The organism is Priestia sp. JSM ZJ58 (genome assembly GCF_044383985.1).
Classification (GTDB): Bacteria; Bacillota; Bacilli; order Bacillales; family Bacillaceae_H; genus Priestia; species Priestia zanthoxyli.
This window is the reverse complement of record NZ_JBISEM010000001.1, coordinates 3,259,490-3,279,292: the sequence shown is the minus strand read 5'-3', so window position 1 is coordinate 3,279,292 and position 19,803 is coordinate 3,259,490. Positions and strand designations below refer to the sequence as shown.

Here is a 19,803-nt window from a genome sequence, read left to right as displayed (position 1 = left end):
GTATGTATGGCAAACGAACATGTAATGATAGATATTATAAAAGCATTTAAACGCAATTCAACTGAATCCATTGCCATGGATTTAATTAAGGAAGTGCGAGGGACATTTAGTCCTTTACCTAAATATATAGCGGATTTAATTGATGAGCTGAGAAAATTAAATTTAAAAGACGAAGTGATCAGTGTAATCTTGTATCAATCTGTATATGTGGCGGATCATCAATTTAATATTAAAGATACCATTACCAATCGTCAGTTTGTAAAAGATACGATTGAAATGGGCAGAAGATGGGTGCATCAGTACGGCCGAATTGAAACAGTAGAAGAAGCAATTCATATTGCAGAGCAAGTGTCTACAAAAGAGGACTTGCCTCATCATTTGCAAACAGCAACAATTGACGAAAAAATTACGCTTGAGGTGCAGCTTGATCATCAAACATATGAAATGTTAAAAAATATAGCGGTTTATTATGATCATCATTCCTATGAACAGTCAATGACTGTAGCAATTAATCGTTTATATACGCAGCTGCGCGATGCACAATCAAAAAATAGTTAAATGTCAAATCTCACATGTTCCGTGCACCATGTGAGATTTTTTAAGATGTGAAAGAGGCGCAGATGAAAATGTCTTGCTCCATCATTCATCAAAAGGAGGGAGAACATAGATGAGGGTATATTTATCTCCTCTTCAAGAAAAAGATGCTTCTAAAGTTTTTGCATATTGGTCGGATGAAGAGGTTACGAGATATATGAATATTGAGCCCTTTACGACGCTTTATCAAGCGGAAAGCATGATTGCACTTCTTCAAAGTTTGACGAAAGAAGGGAAAGCAACACGCTATGCTATTCGATTAAAGACTTCCGATGAGATCATTGGAACCTGCGGTCTAAACCGTATTGATTATGATAAAAAGCAAGCAGAGATTGGGTATGATTTAGGCAGACCTTTTTGGAAAAAAGGCCTCATGACAGAAGCGCTCTGCCTTTTGCTAGAAAAAGCTTTTGAAGAGTTTCATATACGGGAGATTGAAGCAAAAGTCGATCCTAATAATAAAGATTCAATTACGCTTTTAAAAAAATTCTCGTTTCAATTAAAAGAGGCGTATAAGTCAGATGATTGTACGTGTTTATACACCGTCAATAAAGAAAAAGTGAGCGCGATATTGTCAGGACGCTCAAAAAGTAAGAAGTAAATCCAACAGAAGTTCTTTTGAAATAGTAAATATTTTTAGGCCTTAACCGATAACAAAGAAAAGAACGAATTGAAGGAAGGTCATGAATGAATCATCATACACATTTACTAGAAGGGACGTACAATGAGTTACTCGTTACACTTTCTTTCCTTATCGCTATTACTGCGGCGTACGCTTCTTTTGGGTTAGCTAATCGTGTGAAAATTTCCCGGGCAAAATTTATTCAGTTTTGGTTAATCAGCGGGGCATTTACATTGGGAGTAGGCATTTGGTCCATGCATTTTATTGCCATGCTTGCTTTTCACTTGCCCGTAGATGTTTCATACAATTTATGGTTTGTTCTTCTCTCAATCTTGGGAGCGATAACAGGATGTTATATAGGCCTTTACCTCATTCACAAACAAAAGAAAAGCATGAAGGCACTCACCATTGCGGGGAGCTTTATGGGAGCTGGAATTGTTTTTATGCATTATTCCGGCATGATGGCAATGGAGCCCATTATGATTTCATATGATCCATTTGTCGTTTTTCTCTCTATTCTTATTGCTGTTGCTGCTTCTAATACAGCTTTGTGGCTTGGTTTTTACTCAAAGCTAAATGAAGGGAAGCTTACCGTTTTTGCTAAGCTTATTTGTTCTACTATTATGGGCATTGCTATTGCTGGTATGCACTATACGGGCATGCAGGCAGCTTCTTTTTCAGGAATGCGAATGCCTGAACAATCAAACGGTTTTGCTTTAAATCCACTATATTTATCCGCCGTTATTATTTTTTTTGTTGTCTGCCTATTTACGGCTGTGTTTTTAACCATTTTTATGGATCGACGCGTACAAAAACAAGAAGTTTTAAAATGGGCTTTTTTTGAATCTGCCCTGGATGCTATTTTGGTGATTGATGAAAAAAGACATGTTTTATCGCTCAATTATGCAGCAGAAACGCTTTTCTCTCTTAAAGCATCAGATGTAATCGGGAGTGATGTTGTTAAGCTGCTGCCCTTCTATAAATTTTCTTCTCTACAAGACGGACGGACTGAGCACTCCCTTTTGATAAGTAATAGAGAAGTTACGGTTGAGATAACGGTGATGGCGGTAGCGATTGAAGAGACGGTTGAGTATATGCTGTATATACGCAATATGACGCAAGAGCGTGAAGCGGAAAAAACGTTGATTGAAGCAAAAAATCGTTATGAAAACTTGTTTTACTCCTCTCCATTGGCAATTATGGTCCATCGAGAAGAAGAGGTCGTGTCCGTGAATGATGCTATGATTCAGCTTTTAGGAGTAACGGAAGACCAGCTCGTTGGGAAATCGTTATATGATTTCTTTTCATCTGAACAAGTTCCTGATATTAAAAAAGGATTGAAGGCAGTAAGAGATAGAAAAGATGAGCCAAGACCTCCATTAGCTCAGTTGAAAATGTTTAATGCGTTAGGTAAGGAACTCTTTTTAGAAGTAAAATCTACGCTCATTCAAATTAATGGAGAGACGCTTTTTCAGACAGTAACTAGAGATGTAACGGAGCAGAAAAAAGCTCAAGAATCGCTTCAATATATGGCTTTTCACGATATGCTAACAGATTTACCAAATCGAAGTATGTTTTCAAACATTGTAGAGAAATCCATTGATTCAGCAGCTGCTTCAGGAAAAAAGCTTCATTTCTTATTCTTAGACCTCGATCGTTTCAAACAGGTAAATGACACGCTTGGTCATCATGCTGGAGATCAGCTTATGCTTCAGGTGGTCGATCGAATGAAGAGCTGCCTAAGAAACCAAGATGTTCTTTCGCGTTTTGGAGGAGATGAGTTTTTAGTTTTACTGCATGATAGGACGGATGAAGAAGTAAGAAAAATCTGTAAATCATTAAATGACTGCTTATCCACTCCTTTTGTAGTGCTGTCGAGAGATGTTTATTTAGGGGTAAGCATCGGAGTTAGTTTATTTCCTAAAGATGGAAAAACGCTTGAGGTGCTAGTTCGCCATGCTGATTTAGCGATGTACGAAGTCAAAAAACAAGGGCGTAATCATTATCTGTTTTATCAAAAAGAAATGCAGGTTCATACTACGCGACGAATGAGAATTGAAGATGGTTTACGAAAGGCTTTTGAGCTGGGCGAAATGGAGCTTCACTATCAGCCGAAAGTCAATATTCAAAGTGGCCATATTGTTGGAGTGGAGGCTTTGATCCGGTGGACTCACGCCGAGATGGGCGTTATTTCTCCCGCAGAATTTATTCCGATTGCTGAAGAAACAGGCGTTATTGTTACATTGACGAAATGGGTATTAAAAAAAGCGTGCCATCAAAATAAGTATTGGCAGCTGAAAGGACTTCCTCCCTTAAAAATGAGTGTGAACATATCAAGCGTGGATTTTGGTACAACAGATTTTGTTGATTATGTGTTAGATGTCTTGCGTGAAGTAGAGTTAGAATCACGATATTTAGAACTTGAAATTACGGAAAGTGTAACGATGAAGCATGTTGAGCAAACAATCGAAAAGCTACAAATTTTAAAAGATGCAGGAGTATTTATTTCGATTGATGATTTTGGCTCAGGATATTCCTCATTCAGCTATATTCAGAAGCTGCCTATTCATACGCTGAAAATTGACCGGTCTTTTATTAAAGATTTAGATCCTAATACAACGGAAGTATCGATTGTCAGAGCCATTATTACACTAGCCAAAAGTTTGCAGCTATCCGTCGTAGCAGAAGGTGTAGAAGAAGTTGAACAAGTAGAACTTCTTCATAAAGAAAAATGTGATGAAGTGCAGGGATACTATTTCTCCAAACCGATTTCAGCGCAGGAATTTTATGAGAAATTTCATAAAATCGAAGAAAAAATGGAATTTGTTCATTAATGTAAAAAGCCGTTCTTATTTAAAAGAACGGCTTTTTATTATTGGTTATTTCGATATACATAAGGGTCTTTTGGAGACTGCTCACGCTTTACTTTTGTTACTTTTACAACAGGGATGGTTTTTTTGAACGGCTGGTAATACATTGTACTAATTTTTCCTGTAACCGTTGCCCAGTCATCATTTTTAAAAGTAACATCATCTGGAAACTCAATAAGCATTCCAAACACCCCTGAATCTGCAATACAATGAATGATACCAAAGCGAAAGAGAAAATATTGATTCTTTTTTAATTCTTTCGTTTGATACATAAATCCTTTAAAAGAAATGGTTTTGTCAGTGAATTCACCAGGATATCGGTAAATAGTCTCCATTGCATTTAAAAATTCCTCGTCTTCTAAGTTGATATTTTCTCCTTTAGAAAACTTTTTAAGATCACGATGAATCATTTTGTCATAGGCTTCTTCTCCGTAAAAAGAACTTGTGTCAGGCTGTAAAAATTGATGAGAAGAATAAGGGTCCTTTTTGTCATAAATAGGAAAATGAAACCCTTTAGCTTCAACAATATTAGAATCAAGGGTTGCGACAGGTAAAAATAAGACCGTGAGTACTGGTAAAATATAAATTGGGTACCATACTCTTCGTTTCCATTTGCCATCTTGCTGATTATGGACGCATCCACAGCTACAATCATCATCATGTTTTTTAGGGCCTATCATGTAAAAGATTAATTCTGCAATGGTCAAGAACCAAAGGACAAAGATGGTGCAAAATGAAATCCAGGAATATTTCATATTGATATATTTTGAGATATCCCCAGTTGCATGAAGGTGCATGAAGATGAATGTAAACCCTATTAAAATTAAAATACGAATCATGCCAAATCCCTCCTTACTAATGAACAATTAAAATCGAAACAATAAGTACTAAAATGAAGACATACGCCAAAAGCGTAAAGACAAATTTAGTCTTAAACTGGCTTAGCATCATCAGCGTATTCTTGATATCAAACATTGGACCGAATACCAAGAATGAAACAATAGCACTATCTGTAAACGTACTGCGAAACGAGGAAGCGATAAACGCATCTGCAGAGGAACAAAGCGATAATACATAGGCAAGTCCCATCATTACCGCATTTGATGAAACATTTCCTTGTCCCAATGAAAGTAAAGTAGAGGTCTTCACGAACGTTTGCATGCCGGCGGCAATTAATCCACCAATAATTAAAAATTTCCCAACAGAAAAAAACTCATCAATAGTATGACGAATCGATTGTGAAACTTTCTCACTCATTTTCTTGGGGGAAGTATGCAAATGAACCTCACGTTTTGTCTGAGGTGCTTTGAATTGAACACTTAAAATAAGACCTACAAGTAAGGAAACAATAAAAGCTACTCCTGCCCGATAAAATACTATTTTCCAATCATTTCCGAAAGCTACAAAGGTAGAAAATAAAACAACAGGATTAATAATAGGGCCTGTTAACATAAAAGGAATGGCAGCATAAAGGGGAACCCCTTTTGCCATTAAGCGCCTAGTAATAGGAACAATTCCACATTCACAGGCTGGAAAAAGAGCTCCAATCACACTAGCTAATAGGACAGCACCTATTTTATTTTGAGGAATAACTCGAGCCATCATTTCATCCGTTACAAAAATTTGAATAATTCCTGAAATGATCACGCCTAATAATACAAAAGGAAGAGCTTCAATAAGAATACTAATAAATATAGTATTCATTTGTAATAGAGACGAATTCATTATTTTCACTCCAAAATTAAGTTTATCTAAAATGTATTAGTGCAATAAAGTTGTATTTGGTCAACTTATACATAGTGTATCGTAAAAAGGGAAGGGAATAAAGCTTTTTCAAAAAGAAGTGAAAGGATTTTTTTGTTATTTATTCAAAATATGTCCCGTATTATGAGAAAACTATTGACTCATCTTGAATTAACAGATAACATTGATGATAATGATTATCAGCGTCATCAAGAGTATATACATAGGAGGAAGCATTAAAATGAAGCAAGTTAAAAAGATTAGACTTCTCAGTATAGCTACTATTGTTGCTATTTTATTTGTTCTAGCAGGATGCGGGTCAAATCAAAATTCTTCAAAAGAAAATTCAGATAATAACCAAAAGGTGTCTGTTCAGCATGAGCTTGGAAAAACGAAAGTTCCTAAAAATCCTAAAAAAGTAGTTGTTCTTGAACTATCCTTTGTGGATGCTCTGCAAGGTTTAGGAATGAAGCCAATAGGGATTGCAGACGACAACAAAAAAGATATGATTAAAAAACTTGTAGGTGGAAAGATTGACTATACTTCAGTAGGAACACGTCAACAGCCGAATTTAGAAGTAATTAGTTCCCTGCAGCCGGACTTAATCATCGCCGATGTGCAGCGTCATAAAGCAATTTATAAAGAATTAAACAAAATTGCACCTACAATCGAATTAAAAAGTCGTGAATCTACATATGAAGAAAATATAGACTCATTTAAAACAATTGCAAAAGCAGTAGGAAAAGAAAAAAAAGCAGAGCAGCGATTAAATGAGCATGAAGAAACGATTTCAAAATTAAAAAATGAGTTAAAAGAAGAAAGTGGTCAGACAGTCTTACCAGCAGTTGTGAGAGATACTTCTTTCCAAGCGCATACGTCTTCTTCTTATGACGGAGAGTTTCTTGAAAAGCTAGGGTTGAAGAACGCTGTGCAGAACAAAGAAGCATATGCTGAAATGAATTTAGAACAGTTGTCAGACATTAATCCAGATATTTTAATCCTAGCAAATAATGAAGGCAAACTTGTAACGGATGAATGGAAAACAAATCCTCTTTGGGAAAATTTAAAAGCTGTTAAAAATGATAAAGTGTTTGTAGTAGACCGTGATTTATGGACAAGATTCCGAGGGGTAATTTCAGCTGAGGCAATTGGAAAAGATACGGTTAAGTTACTAAACAATAAGCAGCAGTAATATAACGGAATCTGACAAAGAGGCGAGAATAGTTATTCTATTCTTGCTTCTATTTGTTTAGAAAAGAAAACTGTAGAAAGTGTGTTGGAAATGACAAATCTTGTCCAAAAGCAAAAAATAAATAAATACATTGTGTTGGTAGCTAGTGTTTGCTTGTTAATCATCGGAATGATTTTACATGTCGCTGTGGGATCCTCTGCAGTTAGTTTTACAGAAGTAATTAAAGCAATTTTTGCTCCTGATGACTCTAAGCAGACAACGATCGTACAGACGCTCAGGTTGCCAAGAGCCGTGCTGGCAGCTCTTATTGGAGCCAGCTTGGCAGCTGCTGGAGCATTGATGCAAGCTATTACACGAAATTCGCTTGCTTCACCCCAAGTGTTTGGGGTAAATGCAGGTGCTTCATTAGCGATTGTAATAGCTTTTATTCTATTTCCTGATTTTACCTCTCAATCAACTGTTTATATTGCCTTTTTAGGAGCAGCTTTAGGAGGAATAACGGTTTATTTGTTCGCATCGGGCGGAAAGACAACTCATGTGAAACTAGCACTTGCCGGAATGGCCGTGCATTTATTTTTATCGTCGCTTACTCAAGGAGTGATTGTGTTAAATGAACAAGCTACGGACGTTTTGTATTGGCTTGTAGGTTCTATTAACGGGAAAGACTGGACTCATGTAAAAATTTTGTTACCTTGGTCATTTCTAGGTCTTCTTCTAGCTTTTGTATCATCTCGTTCTATATCGATTCTAGTGTTAGGAGAGAATATGGCAACAGGTTTAGGCGAAAAGGTAAAATGGATTCGCTTTTTTGCAGGTATACTAGTCATTATGCTTGCAGGTGCATCTGTTGCCGTTGCGGGGCCAATTGGGTTCGTAGGTCTCATTGTACCTCACATAGCTAGAAAATTAGTAGGAGGAGACTACCAGCGAATCCTGCCATTTTCAGCTCTATTAGGAGCCATTTTGCTTGTCTATGCCGATGTACTTTCTCGTTTCATTGCCTATCCTTTTGAGTCGCCAGTAGGGATTGTAACAGCTCTTATCGGAGCTCCTTTCTTTTTATATCTTGCTAGAAAAGGGAGGAATATTAAGCAATGAAAAGAAAACACCCTTATCAAATATTAAGTATCTTATTGCTATGTTTAATCATCACGGTTGTAATTAGCTTAGGAGTAGGAGCCGTTTATATTTCCCCTGCAGAAATCTTTCAGCAAATAGTAGGTAGTTCCCAAGGTAGTTCCTTTATTTTAACAAATTATCGCATTCCACGTACCCTCATTGCTATTGTGGTCGGTGCGGCTTTAGCGGTAGCAGGAGCTATTTTGCAGGGGATATTAAAAAACCCGCTTGCTTCTCCTGATGTTATCGGTGTAACAAAAGGAGCAGGGTTATTCGCCGTTTTTATTTTAATTGTATTTCCAGCTGCTTCTATGCTTCTGCTGCCGCTTTCAGCTTTTTTAGGAGCATCGGTCATCGCCGTTATACTCATGGTGTTTTCTTATTCTCAAGGAGCTAAAACTCATACGCTGGCTTTAGTGGGTGTAGCTTTAGGAGCTATTTGCCAGGCTGGAATTCAGTATTTTATGATTAAGTTTCCAGATGACGTGAATACAACTCTTCTTTGGCTTACAGGAAGTTTATGGGGAAGAGGCTGGAGTGAGCTTTTGATGTTAATTCCTTGCGTCGTACTTGTTCCTTTTATTATTATATTTGCATCTAAGCTCGATATTTTAAACTTAGGAGATGAGATTGCAGTTGGCCTAGGAGAGCGAACAAAGTACGTTCGTTATACACTATTGAGTATGGCTGTGATATTAACCGGTTTATCTGTAGCTGTAGTTGGGTCAATTGGATTTATTGGTTTAATTGCTCCTCATATTAGTAGGAGGTTAGTAGGGAGTCGGTCGAAGTTCTTGTTACCAGTTTCAGCAGCAGTAGGTGCTTTATTCCTGATAATTGCTGACAGTCTCGGAAGAGGGGTTGTGCCGCCCATTGAGATTCCTGCTGGAATCGTAACATCCGTTATTGGTGCCCCTTATTTTCTATATTTACTGCGGCGTGAACAGAAAAAATAGGAGAAAGGAGGAAGAGTAATGACAAAGTTAACTGCGGAAAAACTTTCGCTATCATATGATTCAACTTCAGTTATTCGCGATATTGACCTTCACATTCCAGAAGGAAAGATAAGCATAATCATTGGATCAAATGGCTGCGGAAAATCAACAATCCTTCGTTCATTGGCGCGTTTATTAAAGCCGACAGAAGGAAATATTTATTTAAACGGAAAAGATATTCATCAACATTCATCAAAAGAAGTAGCAAAAAAACTGGCTATTTTGCCTCAAGCTCCTGAAGCTCCTGAAGATTTAACAGTAAAAGAGCTATGCTATTATGGTCGTCACCCTCATAAAGGCTTATTTGCTCGCTATTCTGCTGAAGATCATCAAATTGTAGAGGAGGCTTTACAAGCAACTAAACTGTCTAATTTAAGTCATCGCACACTGGATGCGCTCTCTGGAGGACAGCGTCAAAGGGCCTGGATTGCAATGGCATTAGCACAGGGTACGGAGCTTCTGCTTTTGGACGAGCCTACCACATATTTAGATTTAGCTCATCAGATTGAAGTGCTTGAACTTCTTCGTTTCTTAAACCAAAAGAGAAATTGTACAATTGTGATGGTCTTGCACGATTTAAACCAAGCAGCTCGCTATGCAGATCATTTAATCAGTATTTCAAACGGTCAGATTTACAAAGAAGGTTCTCCTGCTCAAGTATTTACAGAAGAAATGATAAGGGATGTGTTTAATTTATCATCAACTATCATTCAAAATCCAGTTGATGGTTCACCTCTATGTATACCAACTGGAATCATAAAATAAACTGCACTTAAAAAAACAGCGTACTATTTTCACATAGTACGCTGTTTTACATTTAAGGTCAGAGCTAACAGTTTATACAATACATAGATTCCAAGGTATGCACCGGTTAATAAAAAAGCTGAATTTAAAAAGATTGCATGAATGCTCGTCATAAAAACAGTATGATTTTTTAAGATACGATAGATAGAAGCAGCGGCTATATTTCCAAATACTAGCGCTGAAAGAAGGGCTAGCGTATTAAAAACTAGTTCTGCTCCTTTCCACTTTAGTGAGAAAAAAAGCATGATAATAGGAACAATAATACTTGCAGAAACCAACAGGAAAATCAATGGACCATCTCCAATACGTTATCTTATTACAGTTACATAGGATAATGTTTTTACTTATTTTTAGATAGTCTTCCCTTTTTATAGTCTGTTAAGCTTTTTTCTTCCATTTTTTACTTATATAAAAAAGTAAAGTAATGGATAAAACCACTAAGATGATTTTTCCTTGCATAGATCCTTGTGAAATATGATAAACCGAATAAACTTCAATAAAAAGCGCTGGAATTTTTCCAAGTGCGCTAGCAGAAATGAATACCGCAAAGGAGCCTTTTCCTACAGCACTGAAGAATGTAATGAGGCCTGATGGAACAAAGGGAAGTAATCGCAAAGAAAGAATGAATATAAAACTCTCTTTCCCTTGTACGCGCAGCAGCTTTAGCCACTTGGAGTGAGAAGGTGTTTTGGTATGAACAAGTGTACGGAAACCTTTTCGGTACAGCCAAAAAGAGAGAGCTACACCTAAAACTTCTCCAATAAAAGAAAGTAAAAATCCATTCCAAAAACCAAATAATTTTACGTTTACGAACGTAAGGGGCGCGCTTGGAAATACGCCCGTAATGCTAATAAGGATGTTCAAGAGAACACTAATAAGCTCTGCTGCTTCTAAATGTTCAAGCAGAAATGTTTGAAGATAGTCAGTCATGGTTATACTCCCGTTTATGTTTTATATGTAGGGCTAATTTAAGCTCATTTTCTACTATTATATAATTTTTGGCATGAAATAAGCAGTCAGCAGTTTATAAAAAACGAAACAGGGTAACTACTTACTAATGAAAGACGATTTACTGATTTGAAGGGATGGACAACTCATGTTGAAATTTTTGCTTGTTATTGTGGTTGTATTATTAATTATTATGATTTTCAAACGCATTATCCGAAAATAAAAATGCTAACTAAGCAGCTCGTGAGACCTTTCTCACGAGCTCTTTTGCGGAGCTATTCGGCAGCTCAACAATACACTTTTTACTGTGATGAATATCACTGCAGCTAAAGAAATGAAGGGGTAAGATAGAAATGGGAGGGAGGTATATGGAGCTAATATTCTATCTCAGCACTTATTTATCAGGGGGAGCTATCGCATTATGGCTAATTAATGCAGCGTTTAATGGATTATTAAAATAACAGAGGGAGAGAAAATGAACGATTCTAAAGGTATATTTAACAATAAAGAAAGAAAGCTTGCTCGCTATTTGGAGACGTACACAACCGAGCAAATTTTAAACGAAGCAGGTATGTCTTCGTCTGCTGCGTTATATGAGTTGAAAAAAATAAGATTACCGCGGGCAGTTGCTAATACGATTGTTTATTACGTACTGGCAACCAATAATCAAAAGCTGGTTATGTACAAACTGCTCATGTTAGCGGGCGTTTGTAAAAAGCTTGGCATTCAAGATGCACAGGCAGCCCTCACTTTTATCAAAAAATATTACGTTTGTCATCAGCATTTACACTAAAAAGCACATCTGTCTGAGGGGGAAAAGAGATGAATATTGTCCCGTTTAAGCAGCGTTCATCTGCGGAAATTTATCAAGATAAAGAACAGCCGTTTCAATGTTTCATTGAGGGAGATCGATTTCAGTTAGATTTGTATATGACGTATTTATTTCATCGCTGTCATTCTAGCAGGTATAGATATAGCCGTGTTAACAGAAAGGGTAGGATGTAATGATAAGATACCGGTGGTAAGCGGCTTCATTTTCCTAATGGAATAATGAAGCCGTTTGTTGTGTTAGAAAGAATGATTTACTATGATGTAGTTAATGATAAAAGAAAAAAGGAAGGGAAGGAACGTAATGGATTTACATAATTGGGAATATTGGATTTCAAAGCTTGAGCTGCAGCCTCATCCAGAAGGAGGGTTTTATAAACAAACCTATCGTTCTAATGATGAAATTTCTGATAAAGAAGTGTCATCTCAGTTTGATGACAAACGATTTCTATATACGAGTATTTACTTTTTATTAAGGTCTCACGATGTATCGCATTTCCACCGGCTGCAATCAGATGAATTATGGTACTATCATGGGGGAAGTTCTTTAACCATTCATATTATCTACCGCGACGGAACCTATCAAGAAGTAAAACTAGGTACAAACTTAGAAAATGGAGAAGTTCCTCAATTTTTAGTTCCAAGAGATACCATTTTCGGTTCCTCTGTCGCAAATGAGAATACGTTTTCCCTGGTAGGGTGTATGGTCGCACCAGGCTTTGATTTCCGTGACTTTGAATTATTCACAAAACAGCAGCTGCTTGATGAATTCCCCGAGCATGTCGTGATCATCGACAAATTAGGGTACGATAAACTCCCAAATGATTAAAAAGCATGCATCTCGGTTTGATGCATGCTTTTTTCATTTGAACCATCCTTTTTCCTTAAAGCGAGTAATGGCTTCAATGCGATTCTTTACTTCGAGTTTGTCCAGAATGGTAGAAATATAGTTGCGCACTGTTCCGGTCTTAATAGATAGTTCGTCAGCAATTTCCTTTGTGTTTTTTCCATCAGCTACTAGAGCTAATACTTCTTTCTCTCTAGCAGTAAGAGGACTGGTAGATTCACTATATAAGTCATCCACTAATTCTGGAGCATAGAGGCGTCTGCCTGCCATCACGCTTCGAATTGAATTTGCGAGTTCTTCACTTGGACTATCTTTTAGCAAGTAGCCACTTACGCCTGCTTTCAAAGCTCTTTGAAAATAGCCGGAGCGAGCGAACGTTGTTAAAATGATGACTTTGCAGTTTAAATCTTTCAGTTCCTCTGCAGCTTCAAGCCCAGTTTTAAGTGGCATCTCGATGTCCATTACGCATATGTCTGGCTGGTGCTGCTTAGCAAGTGATACCGCTTGTTCCCCATTTGAAGCTTTTCCGACAACTTCCATGTCATCTTCTAAATTTAACAAAGAGCCTAAAGCTCCTAACATCATTTGCTGATCTTCGGCAATGACAATTCGAATCATAATTGTTCCTCCTTAATATGTTTGACGATGTTTGGAACTGTAATATGAATAATCGTCCCCCCTTGACTGGAGATATCAAGATGGCCGTTTACAAACTCCAACCGCTCTTTCATTCCTAAAAGTCCGTTTCCTTCCCAGCAGGTTTTTTTCGTATTAATACCCACTCCATTGTCTTCTACCGTTATGCCTACTTCTTTTGCAGACTGATGTAAAGTAATCGTGCAAACGGTGGCTTGACTATGTTTGACCACATTGGTTACGGCTTCTTTTAAGCACATGCTCAGAATATTTTCAATTAGCAAAGACACATTCTCTAATGAAATATCCTTTTCTCCTACAAACGTAATTTCGGCAGCTTCTAAAAGCTCTTGAACGCGTTTTAGTTCTTCGCTAAGGCGAATTCCACGCATTTGAGAAACCATTTTTCTCACTTCATTAAGAGCCGTGCGCGCTGTTTGCTGGACATCTTTTAATTCAGATTTTGCTTTTTCAGGATCTTTTGCAATAAGTTTTCTTGCTAAATCACTTTTTAGACCGATAAGAGACAGCTTTTGTCCTAGCGTATCGTGCAGGTCGCGAGCTATACGCTGGCGCTCTTCCTGTTTTACAAGCTCAGAAATACGTTTATTTGCATCTTCCAGCTGTTCTTCCAGCCGGTCTCGCTTCTTCCGGTTATAAATGCTAAATGGCAGTACAATTACACTAATGGAAATTACAAAAATGAAAGGCAGCTGTTTTAAAAAGATCTCTTCTTGCATAACAACGTTAAAGTTTACCGAAATAACGGTGCTGATCAAATGAACAGCATACAAAGTGAAGAAAGCGAGCCGTTTTTGGATATTTCCAATAAAATAAGCGATAAAAAAAGCGAAGTAAAAGGCAAAGTAAATATAATTAAAAATCGTTGTTAGTGCTAAGGAAATGACGATTAATAAAGCCGTCCATACGTAAACGGACTTGTCTGTTGAAACAAATGCAAAACGATAGAAAATAAAAAATAAGATGGTGAGTAAAGAGCCAAGAATAATGTGATTCATGGATGAAGACTGTAAGATAAAATAAAATGGTAAAATGGCAAATACCGTCCATATGTAAGGAGATAGCCCAGTGATTTTTTGGAAAAACGTATATTTTTTCATAAAGAACCTCATTTGTTTGTTAAAATACACTATTAGTTTACCACAAAGTAGAATGAAATAAGTTTAGGCGAATAGATAAAACAGTCAAGCTTTTGAAAGCTTGACTGTTTTATTAAAGTTCTGCTTTTGTTTGAGAAGAAATTCTGCTTGCTTTTGGTGCAGCTGAGCGTTTTTTTATTTCTTTAAAGCTCACAAACATTTTGTTTTCTTCATCCCATAAACGGAATCGAAGAGAGCGAAGGCTTGTTGCGAGTGTAATGGTTGGTACATTTTGAAGAGGCTGTGTGTGTTGATGAACAGCTTCAAGCTTATAGTTGGGCACTCTTGGGCTTAAATGATGTACGTGGTGAAACCCGATATTGCCTGTTAGCCATTGCAAAAGTTTTGGAAGCTTGTAAAATGAACTTCCTTCAACGGCTGCTTTTACATAATCCCAGTGCTCATCTTCTTCAAAATAAGAATCTTCAAACTGATGCTGTACATAAAACAGCCAAATTCCAATTGAACCTGAAATGAAGAAAATCGGTCCTTGGATTAATACAAACGCCTGCCAACCTACCAACCAGCAGGTCGCTGCTGCTAATGCAACAATCAATACATTTGTAAGATACGTGTTCATTCTCTCTTTTTTCTTCGCATTTTTTCGATTGAATCGGTTTGTAATCAAAAATACATATATAGGTCCCACGCCGAACATAACGAACGGGTTGCGATAGATACGGTAAGCGATTTTTTTCCAAATAGAAGCTTCTTTATATTCCGTTACGGTTAACACCCAAATGTCACCCGTACCTCTTTTATCTAAGTTGCTGCTTGTTGCATGGTGAATGGCATGGCTATGTCCCCATTGACTGTAAGGAAACATCGTTAACACACCGGTAATTGTTCCGAGAATTTTATTGTGTTGTCTACTCTTAAAGAAAGAGTAGTGACAACAGTCATGAAAAATAATGAATATTCTTACTAAAAACCCTGCTGCGATAACAGTTAGCGGAAATGCTAAAAAATAAGAAATTGAAAGGCTCTCATAAGCGAGAAACCATAGTGTGAAAAAAGGTAAAAAAGTATTAATCAATTGTCTTATGCTGTCTTTCATTACTGCTTTTTCAAAGGGTGCAACTTGTTTTCGTAAATTCTTTTGTTTTTGTATAGTCATATGAAATTCCTTTCATCACCGTATATTATCCTCAGTATAAAGGGATTTTTCTGACTATTTAAGACATACGTGTCATATAGAAACTATGACACTTGTCATATATACGTAGGGGGAAGCTGTAAAAAATGAAAAAAAGCGGTATTTAACAGTTTGCGGTTCTGATAAAATTATACAGTGAAGGCTTATTGTGACGGAGCATTTAAGAAAAAGGAGTTTGAAATGAATAAAAGAAATAGATGGGTATACCTGCTTCTAGCTATTGTTGTCATGGGAGCAGGCCTATTATCAAGAAAACTTACTGCGTATCTTCCTCACATCGTAAATATATATGCGGGAGATTCGTTATGGGCCTTAATGATTTTTGTCAGTGCGGGTTTTTTGTTTCCTACATGGAAGACAAAAATAATTGGTATGTTTGCTATAGTGTTTTGTTACTTCATTGAATTTACACAGCTGTATCACGCTCCTTGGATTGATGACATAAGAAAGACTGCGCTAGGAGGGCTCATTTTGGGATATGGCTTCTTATGGAGCGATATACTAGCCTATTCGATTGGAGTCGCGGTAGGAATGAGCTGGGAGTATTATAGATATCGATTTAAAAGACCCGCCTAGCAAATACGTTTCAATGAATCTTAGAACTCAGCTGAGGATGGAATAAGCCGTAGGGTTATGAAGCAGGATGTATATACATAAAAATAAACTTATGCATAAAATTTTTTATTTAAAACCTATTATCTATTCGTTGAACGAGAGGAAGAGAGGGGATTATTTGAATTTAATAGCCTGGATGATTATTGCATGTGAAATCGCTTTTTGGATAGTCATCATTTTAGGATTAGCAACAAGGTATATGTTTAAAAAACAAAAGCTCAGTTTTTTTATTTTAGCTTTAACACCTGTTGTTGATTTTTTTCTTCTGATTGTGACGGGCGTAGACCTTTACGGAGGTGCTACAGCGACTTATGCTCACGCTATTGCAGCCGTGTATATTGGAATTTCGATCGCTTTTGGAAAAAGTATGATTCAATGGGCAGATGAACGCTTTCAATATTATGTGATGAAAAGTGCAGAAAAACCTCGTAAGCGCTATGGAAAAGAATATGCAAAGCATTATTTTAAATCATGGATACAGCATCTTCTTGCTTATGCTATTGGGGCAGCTCTTTTAGCGGCGATGATGTATATAGTACCAAATGGAAAAACTAACGTGCTGCAAAATGTAGTGGAAGTTTGGACAGTTATTGTAGGAATTGATTTCTTATTATCTCTTTCTAATTTCGTTTGGCCTAAAAAAGAAAAAGAGTCTGGTTATACTAACTCATAAAAAGGCATCGATGCTTGAAAAGCCAGTGAAAAAACCTCCCTGTAAGGAGGTTTTTTGTTTTACCATCCAGGGTATAGGTATATGAATGATGCTTGTCTGAGGTAGTTCAGTTTAGTCGCTTAAGCGGCTAAACTGCTTTTTGTGCAAATATATGTACATTTTATGTAGCATGCATGATAAGAATTCTGTGTATTCCATATACTACCTCATATGAAAGGTAGGCAAGTGATACAATACAGTTTGTTTTTAGGAGAGCTTTTATGAAAAAACGCCGGTTGGACTTTATTTTTTTATTTATTATTTTACTTTCAATTTATGCTTTCTTTTTTACCTCTATTGATATTCATTGGAAGTATGCCTTAGTTGGATTATATGGTGTCATCATTTTCATTTGTATGTATTCACTTATGCTTGAAAATCGAACGCCTGAAAGTACGTTGGTTTGGATGTATGTCCTCTTTTTCTTCCCTGTTGCAGGCTTTTTCTTTTATTTGTATTCAGGACAGCTCTATTTAAAGGGGCATATGTTCAAAAAAAAGCGTATGCATAACCGAGAGATGCTTAGAAAGATGGCAGATAAAGAAACGACGCCTGATCTATCAACGCTTCAATCTCATCAGCGTTACTTTGCTCAGTATCTTCAATGTGTATCTTTGACAAAGATGAATGTTCATACAAAAACCTACGTCCTTAAGAACGGGCAAGAAACGTTTAACGAAATCAAAAAGCATTTGCAGTCAGCCAAACATTTTATTCATATGGAATACTACATGTTTCACTCAGATTCGTTAGGAAAAGAAATCATTGATATTTTAATTAAAAAAGCAAGCGAAGGTGTAGAAGTGCGCTTTACGTTTGATACAATGGGAAGCTTTACATTATCGGGTTCAGATATTAAGCGAATGAAGAAATCGAATGTTAAAGTGCATCCTTTCTTACCTATTAAGTATGGATTTTTTAATCAAAAATTTAACTTTCGAAACCACCGTAAAATAGTTGTAATTGACGGGGAAGTAGGTTTTGTAGGAGGACTAAATGTAGGAGATGAGTACTTAGGGAAAAATAAAAAAATCGGTTTTTGGCGAGATACCCACCTGATGTTAAGAGGTGAATCTGTTCAAACGCTGCACTCAATTTTTATGTTTGACTGGGAATACGTTTCTGGAGAATGCTTAATTCATAATGAAGCGTATACAAAACCTCATCGTGTTGAAGGAGAAGGGTTCGTTCAGGTAGTGGCGACGGGGCCAGATACGCAGGAAAATATGAGCGACTATTATTATACAATGATTACAAGCGCGACGAAGTCAATTTGGATTTCTACCCCCTATTTTGTTCCAAACGAAGCTATAAGAACTGCTCTTCGTATTGCGGCTAGAAAAGGTGTAGGAGTACGAATTATGGTGCCGGAAATTAATGATGGCTTTCTGACTCAATATGGAACAAGATCATATTTTGCCGAACTTCTTCGATGTGGAATTGAAGTATATTCGTATAGAAAAGGATTTTTGCATCAAAAAATTGTGATTATCGACGGAGATATGGCTTCGGTCGGTACCGCAAATATGGATATGAGAAGTTTTCATCTGAACTTTGAAGTGAATGCATTTTTAATTGAGGGAGAGACGATTCAAACGCTCATTAAAAATTACGAAGAAGATATGGAAGACAGTCATTTGATCAAACCAGTAGCATTTTACAAGCGAAGTTTAGTAGAACGTTCGAAAGAGTCATTTGCTCGCTTATTTTCAGGTGTTTTATAAAATAAAGTTTGTTTTCAAAAAGCAGGAGGAAACGTATGGGTGAATCTCCATTTGTTAAAAAAGATACGTTTGGTCGAAAGTTACATCGCTTAAAAGAACGCACTAAGCCGTTTGTCGTGCGTTTTTCACGGTTTGGTCATGTAGCTCAAGGTGTGGTCTATTTTGTCATCGGTATATTAGCGATTCAGACAGCTTTCGGATTAAAAGGCGATTTAGTTACTTCTCAAGGGGCCCTACACACAATTGCAAAGCAGCCGTTTGGATTTTTAATTTTAATCGTTTTGGCAGTAGGTTTAAGTGGATATGCGTTTTGGCAAATCATTTCTGCTATTTTTGACCCTCACCACGTTGGGCATGGTGTAAAAGGCGCTTTTACTCGTTTAGGCTATTTAGTTGTAGCCACGTTTTATATTAGTCTTTGTGTGAGTTCGATAAAAATTTTGCTTCATGCTCACGTTCATACGTCAGGTAAGCATTATCAAACGGTATCAGCCAAGCTGTTATCTTATCCCTTTGGGCAAACCATCATTGCGCTTACAGGTATCGGCGTTATTATCTTTGGGATTGGACAAGTATATTGGGCTCTTTCAGGACGCTTCCTAAAAAAACTAAAGAAAAACGAAATGTCAAAAGAAGAGTGGCGATGGAGCGGGCATATTGGAAAAGCGGGTATTATTGCTCGAAGTATCGTCTTTGGGATTATTGGCTTCTTTCTTATTCGCACGGCTCTTCAAGCGGATCCAGACGAAACGAAAGGGTTAGATGGAGCCCTTGCTGAAGTAGCGCAGCGTCCTTTTGGGTCTGTACTGCTGGCTATCGTATCAATCGGGCTTATGGCATACGGAGTATATATGTTTGCAGAATCAAGGTATAAACGAATTGATCCTTAATAAAATTTAAAAGATGAAAAAGCTACTTTTTAGCCTTCTGCTCATATCATATAGCAGATAGATAGTGAACAGGAGGAGAGGCAGATGCCATCGGTAGTAGGAGCCGTAAATATCTCGAATGTATTGGTTTCATCTTCAGTGGAGTTTGGTGATTGTCTGGCTATTAAGCCAAAGAGTACAGCTTTTACAACAGTCGGTTCTGGTAGCGGGAACACAGGAAACTTTATGAATATTACAAGCAGTGCCAGTACCGCCAATACAATTGATATGGATATTAACGATCAAAATGTAGTGGGAAATGCATAAGAAACGAAAGCTTATCGTCATCGGACGGTAAGCTTTTTTATT

22 protein-coding genes are annotated in these 19,803 nt (G+C 37.1%); 15 read left to right on the top strand and 7 right to left on the bottom strand.

The window, feature by feature from the left end; all coding sequences use genetic code 11:
* Nucleotides 1-6 precede the first annotated feature (6 nt).
* From ACH6EI_RS17130 to ACH6EI_RS17120, 3 genes are all read left to right on the top strand, one after another.
* On the top strand, nt 7-558 hold the full coding sequence (locus tag ACH6EI_RS17130; protein ID WP_013056190.1) for a hypothetical protein: 552 nt from the start codon (nt 7-9) through the stop codon (nt 556-558).
* Between the two features lie 109 nt (nt 559-667).
* Nucleotides 668-1,195: a GNAT family N-acetyltransferase gene (locus tag ACH6EI_RS17125; protein ID WP_034266572.1), complete on the top strand. Its 528-nt coding sequence runs from the start codon at nt 668-670 to the stop codon at nt 1,193-1,195.
* An 86-nt stretch (nt 1,196-1,281) separates the two neighbouring features.
* Complete coding sequence (locus ACH6EI_RS17120; protein ID WP_028414015.1) at nt 1,282-4,050, top strand: bifunctional diguanylate cyclase/phosphodiesterase; 2,769 nt, start codon at nt 1,282-1,284, stop codon at nt 4,048-4,050.
* A gap of 38 nt (nt 4,051-4,088) precedes the next feature.
* Here ACH6EI_RS17120 and ACH6EI_RS17115 read toward each other — a convergent pair whose 3' ends face one another.
* Nucleotides 4,089-4,925 (bottom strand): TIGR03943 family putative permease subunit, encoded by an 837-nt coding sequence (locus ACH6EI_RS17115; protein ID WP_028414014.1) that lies wholly within the window; start codon nt 4,923-4,925, stop codon nt 4,089-4,091.
* Nucleotides 4,926-4,941: 16 nt separating this feature from the next.
* Nucleotides 4,942-5,811 carry a permease gene (locus ACH6EI_RS17110; protein ID WP_028414013.1) on the bottom strand — a complete coding sequence of 290 codons (870 nt, stop codon included), beginning with the start codon at nt 5,809-5,811 and terminating at the stop codon, nt 4,942-4,944.
* Nucleotides 5,812-6,070: 259 nt separating this feature from the next.
* Here ACH6EI_RS17110 and ACH6EI_RS17105 point away from each other — a divergent pair, with 259 nt between their 5' ends.
* From ACH6EI_RS17105 to ACH6EI_RS17090, 4 genes are all read left to right on the top strand, one after another.
* Entirely contained in the window at nt 6,071-7,021 is a 951-nt protein-coding gene (locus tag ACH6EI_RS17105; RefSeq protein ID WP_028414012.1) for an ABC transporter substrate-binding protein, read from the top strand.
* A gap of 90 nt (nt 7,022-7,111) precedes the next feature.
* Nucleotides 7,112-8,119 (top strand): FecCD family ABC transporter permease, encoded by a 1,008-nt coding sequence (locus ACH6EI_RS17100; protein WP_028414011.1) that lies wholly within the window; start codon nt 7,112-7,114, stop codon nt 8,117-8,119.
* The gene (locus ACH6EI_RS17095; protein WP_028414010.1) at nt 8,116-9,096 is read left to right on the top strand and encodes a FecCD family ABC transporter permease; all 981 of its coding nucleotides are present in this window, start codon (nt 8,116-8,118) and stop codon (nt 9,094-9,096) included. The genes ACH6EI_RS17100 and ACH6EI_RS17095 overlap by 4 nt, the downstream gene beginning before the upstream one ends.
* An 18-nt stretch (nt 9,097-9,114) precedes the next feature.
* Nucleotides 9,115-9,900, top strand: coding sequence for an ABC transporter ATP-binding protein (locus ACH6EI_RS17090; protein WP_028414009.1), 786 nt, complete (start codon nt 9,115-9,117; stop codon nt 9,898-9,900).
* 29 nt (nt 9,901-9,929) lie between these two features.
* Here the strand turns inward: ACH6EI_RS17090 and ACH6EI_RS17085 are convergent, their stop codons facing one another.
* Nucleotides 9,930-10,229 (bottom strand): hypothetical protein, encoded by a 300-nt coding sequence (locus ACH6EI_RS17085; protein WP_028414008.1) that lies wholly within the window; start codon nt 10,227-10,229, stop codon nt 9,930-9,932.
* An 88-nt stretch (nt 10,230-10,317) separates the two neighbouring features.
* The gene (locus ACH6EI_RS17080) at nt 10,318-10,869 is read right to left on the bottom strand and encodes a TVP38/TMEM64 family protein (RefSeq protein ID WP_028414007.1); all 552 of its coding nucleotides are present in this window, start codon (nt 10,867-10,869) and stop codon (nt 10,318-10,320) included.
* Nucleotides 10,870-11,362: 493 nt separating this feature from the next.
* On the opposite strand from ACH6EI_RS17080, the gene ACH6EI_RS17075 reads away from it, so the two are divergent.
* The 3 genes from ACH6EI_RS17075 to ACH6EI_RS17065 all read left to right on the top strand — a co-directional run bounded on the left by ACH6EI_RS17075 (nt 11,363) and on the right by ACH6EI_RS17065 (nt 12,544).
* The gene (locus ACH6EI_RS17075; protein WP_028414006.1) at nt 11,363-11,680 is read left to right on the top strand and encodes a hypothetical protein; all 318 of its coding nucleotides are present in this window, start codon (nt 11,363-11,365) and stop codon (nt 11,678-11,680) included.
* Between the two features lie 29 nt (nt 11,681-11,709).
* A complete protein-coding gene (locus tag ACH6EI_RS17070) occupies nt 11,710-11,892 on the top strand; it encodes a hypothetical protein (protein WP_028414005.1) in 183 nt (60 codons plus the stop codon).
* Between the two features lie 127 nt (nt 11,893-12,019).
* Nucleotides 12,020-12,544: a cupin domain-containing protein gene (locus ACH6EI_RS17065; RefSeq protein WP_028414004.1), complete on the top strand. Its 525-nt coding sequence runs from the start codon at nt 12,020-12,022 to the stop codon at nt 12,542-12,544.
* Between the two features lie 33 nt (nt 12,545-12,577).
* Here ACH6EI_RS17065 and ACH6EI_RS17060 read toward each other — a convergent pair whose 3' ends face one another.
* The 3 genes from ACH6EI_RS17060 to desA form a co-directional block, all read right to left on the bottom strand.
* Entirely contained in the window at nt 12,578-13,180 is a 603-nt protein-coding gene (locus tag ACH6EI_RS17060) for a response regulator transcription factor (protein WP_013056197.1), read from the bottom strand.
* Nucleotides 13,177-14,319 carry a sensor histidine kinase gene (locus ACH6EI_RS17055; protein WP_028414003.1) on the bottom strand — a complete coding sequence of 381 codons (1,143 nt, stop codon included), beginning with the start codon at nt 14,317-14,319 and terminating at the stop codon, nt 13,177-13,179. Before ACH6EI_RS17055 ends, ACH6EI_RS17060 begins: the two co-directional genes overlap by 4 nt.
* Nucleotides 14,320-14,431: 112 nt before the next feature.
* Entirely contained in the window at nt 14,432-15,475 is a 1,044-nt protein-coding gene (desA, locus tag ACH6EI_RS17050) for a Delta(5) desaturase DesA (protein ID WP_028414002.1), read from the bottom strand.
* A 219-nt stretch (nt 15,476-15,694) separates the two neighbouring features.
* On the opposite strand from desA, the gene ACH6EI_RS17045 reads away from it, so the two are divergent.
* From ACH6EI_RS17045 to ACH6EI_RS17025, 5 genes are all read left to right on the top strand, one after another.
* Entirely contained in the window at nt 15,695-16,090 is a 396-nt protein-coding gene (locus ACH6EI_RS17045; protein WP_099330778.1) for a ribosomal maturation YjgA family protein, read from the top strand.
* A gap of 157 nt (nt 16,091-16,247) precedes the next feature.
* Nucleotides 16,248-16,802 carry a hypothetical protein gene (locus ACH6EI_RS17040; RefSeq protein WP_048018517.1) on the top strand — a complete coding sequence of 185 codons (555 nt, stop codon included), beginning with the start codon at nt 16,248-16,250 and terminating at the stop codon, nt 16,800-16,802.
* A gap of 260 nt (nt 16,803-17,062) precedes the next feature.
* The gene (gene cls, locus ACH6EI_RS17035; RefSeq protein ID WP_099330779.1) at nt 17,063-18,565 is read left to right on the top strand and encodes a cardiolipin synthase; all 1,503 of its coding nucleotides are present in this window, start codon (nt 17,063-17,065) and stop codon (nt 18,563-18,565) included.
* Nucleotides 18,566-18,600: 35 nt separating this feature from the next.
* Nucleotides 18,601-19,455, top strand: coding sequence for a DUF1206 domain-containing protein (locus tag ACH6EI_RS17030; RefSeq protein ID WP_033578468.1), 855 nt, complete (start codon nt 18,601-18,603; stop codon nt 19,453-19,455).
* An 84-nt stretch (nt 19,456-19,539) separates the two neighbouring features.
* Nucleotides 19,540-19,761 (top strand): spore germination protein, encoded by a 222-nt coding sequence (locus ACH6EI_RS17025; RefSeq protein WP_028413997.1) that lies wholly within the window; start codon nt 19,540-19,542, stop codon nt 19,759-19,761.
* The last annotated feature ends 42 nt before the right edge of the window (nt 19,762-19,803 follow it).

Bases quoted from the DNA above. Each gene is read 5' to 3' on its own strand.
- ACH6EI_RS17130 (WP_013056190.1), top strand. From the start codon at position 7: ATGGCAAACGAACATGTAATGATAGATATTATAAAAGCATTTAAACGC.
- ACH6EI_RS17125 (WP_034266572.1), top strand. From the start codon at position 668: ATGAGGGTATATTTATCTCCTCTTCAAGAAAAAGATGCTTCTAAAGTT.
- ACH6EI_RS17120 (WP_028414015.1), top strand. From the start codon at position 1,282: ATGAATCATCATACACATTTACTAGAAGGGACGTACAATGAGTTACTC.
- ACH6EI_RS17115 (WP_028414014.1), bottom strand. From the start codon at position 4,925: ATGATTCGTATTTTAATTTTAATAGGGTTTACATTCATCTTCATGCAC.
- ACH6EI_RS17110 (WP_028414013.1), bottom strand. From the start codon at position 5,811: ATGAATTCGTCTCTATTACAAATGAATACTATATTTATTAGTATTCTT.
- ACH6EI_RS17105 (WP_028414012.1), top strand. From the start codon at position 6,071: ATGAAGCAAGTTAAAAAGATTAGACTTCTCAGTATAGCTACTATTGTT.
- ACH6EI_RS17100 (WP_028414011.1), top strand. From the start codon at position 7,112: ATGACAAATCTTGTCCAAAAGCAAAAAATAAATAAATACATTGTGTTG.
- ACH6EI_RS17095 (WP_028414010.1), top strand. From the start codon at position 8,116: ATGAAAAGAAAACACCCTTATCAAATATTAAGTATCTTATTGCTATGT.
- ACH6EI_RS17090 (WP_028414009.1), top strand. From the start codon at position 9,115: ATGACAAAGTTAACTGCGGAAAAACTTTCGCTATCATATGATTCAACT.
- ACH6EI_RS17080 (WP_028414007.1), bottom strand. From the start codon at position 10,869: ATGACTGACTATCTTCAAACATTTCTGCTTGAACATTTAGAAGCAGCA.
- ACH6EI_RS17075 (WP_028414006.1), top strand. From the start codon at position 11,363: ATGAACGATTCTAAAGGTATATTTAACAATAAAGAAAGAAAGCTTGCT.
- ACH6EI_RS17070 (WP_028414005.1), top strand. From the start codon at position 11,710: ATGAATATTGTCCCGTTTAAGCAGCGTTCATCTGCGGAAATTTATCAA.
- ACH6EI_RS17065 (WP_028414004.1), top strand. From the start codon at position 12,020: ATGGATTTACATAATTGGGAATATTGGATTTCAAAGCTTGAGCTGCAG.
- ACH6EI_RS17060 (WP_013056197.1), bottom strand. From the start codon at position 13,180: ATGATTCGAATTGTCATTGCCGAAGATCAGCAAATGATGTTAGGAGCT.
- ACH6EI_RS17055 (WP_028414003.1), bottom strand. From the start codon at position 14,319: ATGAAAAAATATACGTTTTTCCAAAAAATCACTGGGCTATCTCCTTAC.
- desA (WP_028414002.1), bottom strand. From the start codon at position 15,475: ATGACTATACAAAAACAAAAGAATTTACGAAAACAAGTTGCACCCTTT.
- ACH6EI_RS17045 (WP_099330778.1), top strand. From the start codon at position 15,695: ATGAATAAAAGAAATAGATGGGTATACCTGCTTCTAGCTATTGTTGTC.
- cls (WP_099330779.1), top strand. From the start codon at position 17,063: ATGAAAAAACGCCGGTTGGACTTTATTTTTTTATTTATTATTTTACTT.
- ACH6EI_RS17030 (WP_033578468.1), top strand. From the start codon at position 18,601: ATGGGTGAATCTCCATTTGTTAAAAAAGATACGTTTGGTCGAAAGTTA.
- ACH6EI_RS17025 (WP_028413997.1), top strand. From the start codon at position 19,540: ATGCCATCGGTAGTAGGAGCCGTAAATATCTCGAATGTATTGGTTTCA.